Here is a 6284-nt window from a genome sequence, read left to right as displayed (position 1 = left end):
GAGAAGGATTCGAACCTTCGAAGGCGGAGCCGTCAGATTTACAGTCTGATCCCTTTGGCCACTCGGGAATCCCACCAAATTGTTCTTTTTTGTCGTAATGGTGCCGGCTGCCGGAATCGAACTGGCGACCTACTGATTACAAGTCAGTTGCTCTACCAACTGAGCTAAGCCGGCGACAAGTGCTGCGCATTCTATTCAATGATTTTTAGCGTTGCAATAGGTAATTTAAAAATTTCACCCAAATAAGATCTTATGGGGCATTAATTCACCAATTTGCTCCGTTTTTTAGCTAGATGGCGCAGCGTTTAATCCCCTCCATACTTCCACAAACCGCATCGATAAGGTATTGTCGCTCTCCTTAACACACAGATTCATCCAGAGCATGAGTGATTTACTAACTCCATATTTGTCGTTCGACCGTGAGCAATGGTCAGAATTGCGCGACTCAGTGCCAATGACGCTTGACGAGACCGATCTCGAAAAGCTCCGTGGTATTAACGAGCATTTGACGATGAATGAAGTGCGGGATATCTACCTGCCGCTTTCGCGATTGCTGAATTTGTATGTAAAGGCGCGAAAAGGCCGCACCCAAGTGCTTGAGCACTTTTTGGGGCAAAAAGACAACAATGTTCCGTATGTGATTGGTATTGCTGGTAGCGTAGCGGTCGGAAAAAGTACAACTGCACGTTTGCTTAAAGCACTGCTGGAACGCTGGCCTGAGCACCCAAAAGTCGAGCTCATCACCACTGATGGTTTTCTTCATCCCAACAAGACCCTCAATGAACGTGGGTTGATGAAGAAAAAAGGGTTTCCAGAGTCTTACGATATCCGAGGTCTGGTGCAGTTTGTTGCCGATGTGAAATCAGGGAAATCTCGAGTCGAAGCACCCGTCTATTCGCATCTGGTCTATGACATCACTGAAAATACCAAAGTCGTCCAACAGCCGGACATTTTGATCGTGGAAGGTCTGAATGTATTGCAAAGTGGTATGGATTACCCGCACGACCCTCACCGCGTTTTTATCTCAGACTTCTTAGATTTTTCTATCTACGTTGATGCGGACAGCGAGTTACTGAAAACCTGGTACATCGAGCGCTTTATGGCGTTCCGTAAAGGTGCGTTTCAGAACCCAACATCTTATTTCCACCACTACACTAAGCTTTCGCATGATGAAGCGGTACAGACAGCATCAGGTATTTGGGAAGAGATTAACGGTAAGAATCTGGAAGAGAACATTCTTCCTACGCGCGAGCGTGCTGGCTTAATCCTCCAGAAAGGAACCAACCACGCGGTTCAAACCGTTAAAGTTAGGAAATAGCTTAGTCGTCAGCACGCAGGCTGATCTCTCCGCCGAGATATGGGGTAATGCCATTTTCGGTTTCCAGCAGCAAAGCCCCTTGCTCATTGATCCCGCGCGCAATCCCCTTAACCACTCGCTCACCCAGCAGTAATTTCACCGCACGACCCTGAAAGTTGTCATAGCTGTCCCAGCGTGGCACAAAGCCTGCCATTCCAGTTTCTTCATATTGCTTCAGCGCTTCTGTTACGCCATTTATCAAAGCGGCTGCCAAAGCATTTTTGTCGGGGAGTGGATGGCAAGCATCCTGAAGGTTTGCCCAGCTTTGATCTACCTCATCTGTTTCAGGCATTGAAACGTTAAGTCCCATACCAATAACCAAATGAGCGGCATCGCCAGCCTGACCTGTCATTTCTACCAAAATGCCGGCAAGCTTCTTGTCATTCCAGTAAAGGTCGTTCGGCCACTTCACTTTGACGCCTTCAGCACCCAATTTCTGTAAAGTCTCAGCCATGGAAACACCCACAACAAGGCTCAGTCCCATCGCGGCAGCCATACCCGCATCCAATCGCCAATACATGGAAAGATAGAGGTTGGCACCAAAAGGAGAAAACCATGCCCTGCCACGACGTCCACGGCCTGCCTGTTGATACTCGGCAAGACAGGCTGAACCGGACTCCAACTGACCTACGCGATCCAGAAGATGCTGGTTTGTAGAATCAATCACGGGGATAAGCTCAAACGCAGGCACACTCAGTTGCGTTTTCAATGCCTTTTCATCGAGGAGATTCAGCGGCGCAGGCAGGCAATAGCCTTTGCCTTGGACGCGAAACACGTCCACACCCCACTGTTGCAATACTTTGATGTGTTTGCTGATTGCTGCGCGGCTCATACCGAGCTCTTCACCCAATTTTTCACCTGAGTGGAACTGGCCGTCTGCCAGCATTTTTATAAGAGCCAGGCGGGGCGTATTATCTAGCGCTGGCATACAACCTCCAATGTGGTTTCTTGAGTCGCCCCCATAAAGCGAACCTCGTGTTCTAGCAAGACTCCAAAACGTTGGTAAACGGTATCAACCACTTCTTTCGCGAGAGTCACCACATCGCTGGCTGTAGCACCACCACTGTTTACCAGCACCAATGCCTGTTTATTGTGAACAGATGCGCCACCGACGCTTTTGCCCTTTAGGCCACACTGATCGATGAGCCAGCCCGCAGCGAGCTTCACTTCTGAACTCGATACTTCAAACGAAGGCATCTTTTCATTATCAGCTAAGAGAGACTTTACCTGTGTCTTAGGCACAACGGGGTTTTTAAAGAAGCTTCCGGCATTTCCTAACAGATTAGGATCAGGCAGCTTTTCACTTCGAATTTCGCAGACCTTATCAAACACCTCTTTGGCAGAAACGTCATTCTCACTCGCCAAATCGCCCAGAGCCCCGTAACCTATCACGGGCTTCCAAGCTTTCGATAACTGGAAGCCTACAGCAAGAATAATGGCTTTATCTTTGAGTTCACGCTTGAACACCGAATCCCGGTAACCAAATTCACAGGCCCCCGGCCCCATGCGAACGACTTCGCCAGTTTCAAGCATCAGGACATCGACATACTCACAGCGCTCATTCAGTTCAACACCATAAGCACCGATATTCTGAATGGGTGCCGAGCCTACCAGGCCTGGAATAAGCGCAAGGTTTTCAAGGCCAGGCATACCCTGTTCAATCGTCCATTTCACCAATTGGTGCCAGTTTTCCCCGCCAGCCACATGAAGGTGCCAATGCGAAGCTGTCTCTTCAACATCAATACCCTTTAGGCGGTTTAGAACCACTATCCCGTCAAAATCTTCACAGAACAGAAGATTACTGCCTTCGCCAAGGACGATCTTTGGCTCGTCAGCACGATCACGCCAGATCGTGATAAAATCTTCTGCGCTTTGCGCTTCAATAATGGCTTTGGCCTGAACATCAATACCAAAGGTGTGAAATGGTTTTAGCGATGTAGTAGACAGGATATTCATTCGGATCGCAGTTTCGTTTTGATAGAGTCTTAGCGATGTATACTACCCCATCCGCCTTGAATTCACAGTGATTTGATAACCATGGCCGACACACGATATGCCCTTCTCGACCCACTCCGTTTTCCACTGGTGGCTCGTTTTTACAAAACACATTATCCAGCAGGGAAGCCGAAGAAAGACGAAATCATTTGGACGGCAGAAAATAGCAGCGGTCTTTTTGGTTCAGTTAGATTCAGGCAGTTTCAAGACTTCCAACTTCTGACTGGTATGCTTATTGCCCCCGAGCAACGAGGGAAAAAGCAGGGAGAAGCTTTCCTCAATGCCGTTCAAACTCAGATTCAAACTAAAGCTTGTTATTGTCTGGCGTATCGCTATTTAGAAAAACTCTACAAAGAGGCCGGATTTGAAGTGATCGAGGTCAGTAATCTGCCCGAAGAATTACGTGGCCGATACCAAAGCTATTGCAACAGTGGTAAAGATCTTATCCCTATGCGTCACAACTCCATGTCACAGTTGTAAATCGGGATAGCTGACACACGGATATCGCTGGAAATTGCACAATTTCTGGTACAATACAGGGTTTGATTTGCGTTAACACGACCCAGTGTCGAACTTAATGAGGCAACAATGGTTTCAGCTACTGCCAATAAGCAGTTGATCGATCAGCTCCCGAAAATTGCGCACCGTCCAGACCAGATGGAAACACTGCTCGATGCGACCACCTTCAGGGAGCGTCTGCTTCACGAAATAGCTCACGCTAAATATCGTATTTACCTTGTTGCTCTGTATCTGCAAGACGACGAGGCTGGGCGCAATATCCTTGATGCGCTCTATGAAGCAAAACAAAAAAATCCAGTTCTGGATATCAAAGTACTGGTTGACTGGCACCGCGCTCAGCGCGGCTTGATTGGCGCTGACAAGTCAGACGGTAACGCCGCGCTTTACCGAGAGTATGCAGAGAAATACCAGCATAAAATTGATGTGCTGGGAGTACCTGTGAGAAACAGGGAAGTCTTTGGCGTCCTGCACCTTAAAGGCTTTGTCTTTGATGATACTGTTATTTATAGCGGCGCAAGTCTGAATGATGTGTATCTTGCCCAGCATGACCGCTATCGTTATGACCGCTACCATGTCATCAACAGCAAAACACTAGCCGACTGCATGGCAGGTTTTATCGGAAACACCTTGGCGGCCAGCTCAGCAGTCACATGCCTTGCACAGCCTAACCGACCGGAAGTAAAAGCACTCAAGCCAGCTATCCGCGAATTACGCGCAAGACTGCAAGCAGCCAGCTATCAATTTATTTCGCAACATATCAATGACGATCAAATTGGCCTCACGCCAATGGTGGGATTGGGTAAGCGTAAGAACTTCCTGAACATTCAGATTTGTCGTTTAATCGCCAGTGCTGAAAATGAACTCATCATATGTACGCCTTACTTTAACCCTCCGCGCAGTGTGACACGTGAAATAAGACTTGCCTTGCGTAGAGGTGTGAACGTCACCATTATCGTTGGCGATAAAACAGCGAATGACTTCTACATTCCTCCGAGTGAGCCGTTCAAAACGATTTCAGGTTTACCTTATCTTTATGAAATGAACCTGCGCAATTTCGCACGTCGTAATGAAGCCGCTATCGCCAAGCGTCAATTGAAAATCCACCTTTGGAAGCACGACGACAACAGCTTTCATCTCAAAGGGATTTGGGTAGACAGATCCTACATGCTACTGACGGGTAACAACCTCAACCCTCGTGCATGGAAGCTGGATCTTGAAAATGCCATCTTGCTTCACGACAAACGTCGTTTGCTGGAAGCCGAAGCCCAAAGGGAAATCGATACGATTTTGGAACACACTCAGCTGATTGGCAGTTACAAGCAAATTGAAAAGCTGGAAGTTTACCCGCCTCAAGTACAAAGATTGCTAAAACGTATCAAGCGCATCAGGGCAGATCATCTGCTTAATCAGATACTTTAAGGAGTCAGACGTGATTGCTTCTATCGATGTGGACCCACAGAAAACCTTTACACCGATCTGCCCAGGCGAATTACCTGTGCAAGGCGGAGATAAGATTGGTCCAGCACTTAACGAACAGGCAACAAAGGCACAATTCCGCGTTCTCACAAAGGACGCGCATCCAGCCAACGCGGTTTGGGTAGTCGACAGTCACGATAAGATGTTGGTTCCTTTGGAGCATGCCAATGCGGACCTTACTTGGGTATCCCATGCAGTACCTGGCACCGAAGGCTTTGAAACTATCCCAGAACTCCCTGAAGTAACTGAATATGACCATGTCATTTGGAAAGGTGTAGAGCCAAATCTCCACCCTTACGGTGCATGCTTCCATGATATTCAGGAAAAGCTCAGCACTGGCCTCATTGAATGGCTTAGAGCCAAAGGTGTCACCACTGTATTAGTCGGTGGTCTCGCTACTGACTACTGCGTTAAAACCACTGCCATGCAATTAAAGATGCATGGTGGCTTTGATGTTTGGGTTAACCTAGAAGCTTGTCGAGGCATTGCTGAAGAAACAACTGAAACATGCTGCGCTGAAATGCGTGATGCTGGTATCCACGTTATAGAAACGCTGGAAGAGTTCAGGGCATAACTCAGAACCCCAAAAACACCACCTGAGAAGGTGGTGTTTTTTTATATCTATTATTGGGAAGCTCCAGCGCTTTATTCACCATGAGCTGAGTGCGTGTATGGTTGTTGTCTGTAATTGAGGTTAAAAACGGGAGCGATGGTAAATATGAAAAGGTGCAGATGCAAAAAAGCCCTGACCTTCAGGTCAGGGCTTCTTCTGCTTTTTGTCTTCACTTTTTCAAAAAGTGAAAGAAAATTAGAAGCCTGGCGATGTCCTACTCTCACATGGGGAGACCCCACACTACCATCGGCGCTGTTACGTTTCACTACTGAGTTCGGCATGGAGTCAGGTGGGTCCATAACGCTATGGTCGCCAAGCAAATTC

Annotated in this window: 6 protein-coding genes, 1 tRNA gene and 1 rRNA gene; 4 read left to right on the top strand and 4 right to left on the bottom strand. The window is 47.7% G+C overall.

The features are described 5' to 3' along the window. Window positions 1-98: 98 nt before the first annotated feature. Window positions 99-174: transfer RNA gene (locus QL223_RS25775), tRNA-Thr, on the bottom strand. Between the two features lie 208 nt (window positions 175-382). On the opposite strand from QL223_RS25775, the gene coaA reads away from it, so the two are divergent. Beyond that, the gene (coaA, locus tag QL223_RS25770) at window positions 383-1318 is read left to right on the top strand and encodes a type I pantothenate kinase (protein WP_002542705.1); all 936 of its coding nucleotides are present in this window, start codon (window positions 383-385) and stop codon (window positions 1316-1318) included. Between the two features lies 1 nt (window position 1319). Here coaA and birA read toward each other — a convergent pair whose 3' ends face one another. Both birA and murB read right to left on the bottom strand, forming a co-directional pair. After that, a complete protein-coding gene (birA, locus tag QL223_RS25765; protein WP_039850662.1) occupies window positions 1320-2285 on the bottom strand; it encodes a bifunctional biotin--[acetyl-CoA-carboxylase] ligase/biotin operon repressor BirA in 966 nt (321 codons plus the stop codon). Beyond that, window positions 2273-3319: a UDP-N-acetylmuramate dehydrogenase gene (murB, locus tag QL223_RS25760; protein WP_275041011.1), complete on the bottom strand. Its 1047-nt coding sequence runs from the start codon at window positions 3317-3319 to the stop codon at window positions 2273-2275. Before murB ends, birA begins: the two co-directional genes overlap by 13 nt. A 75-nt stretch (window positions 3320-3394) precedes the next feature. On the opposite strand from murB, the gene QL223_RS25755 reads away from it, so the two are divergent. From QL223_RS25755 to QL223_RS25745, 3 genes are all read left to right on the top strand, one after another. Further along, complete coding sequence (locus QL223_RS25755) at window positions 3395-3832, top strand: GNAT family N-acetyltransferase (RefSeq protein ID WP_281546346.1); 438 nt, start codon at window positions 3395-3397, stop codon at window positions 3830-3832. Window positions 3833-3940: 108 nt separating this feature from the next. Beyond that, complete coding sequence (pssA, locus tag QL223_RS25750; protein WP_002542701.1) at window positions 3941-5290, top strand: CDP-diacylglycerol--serine O-phosphatidyltransferase; 1350 nt, start codon at window positions 3941-3943, stop codon at window positions 5288-5290. Window positions 5291-5300: 10 nt separating this feature from the next. Beyond that, the gene (locus QL223_RS25745) at window positions 5301-5921 is read left to right on the top strand and encodes a nicotinamidase (RefSeq protein ID WP_002542700.1); all 621 of its coding nucleotides are present in this window, start codon (window positions 5301-5303) and stop codon (window positions 5919-5921) included. Between the two features lie 240 nt (window positions 5922-6161). Here the strand turns inward: QL223_RS25745 and rrf are convergent. Further along, window positions 6162-6277: ribosomal RNA gene (rrf, locus tag QL223_RS25740) — 5S ribosomal RNA — on the bottom strand. Between the last annotated feature and the right edge of the window lie 7 nt (window positions 6278-6284).

Origin of the sequence: Grimontia sp. SpTr1, assembly GCF_947387585.1 — a bacterium.
In the GTDB taxonomy this organism is placed as follows: domain Bacteria; phylum Pseudomonadota; class Gammaproteobacteria; order Enterobacterales; family Vibrionaceae; genus Enterovibrio; species Enterovibrio indicus.
This window is presented reverse-complemented; position numbering and strand designations above follow the sequence as displayed.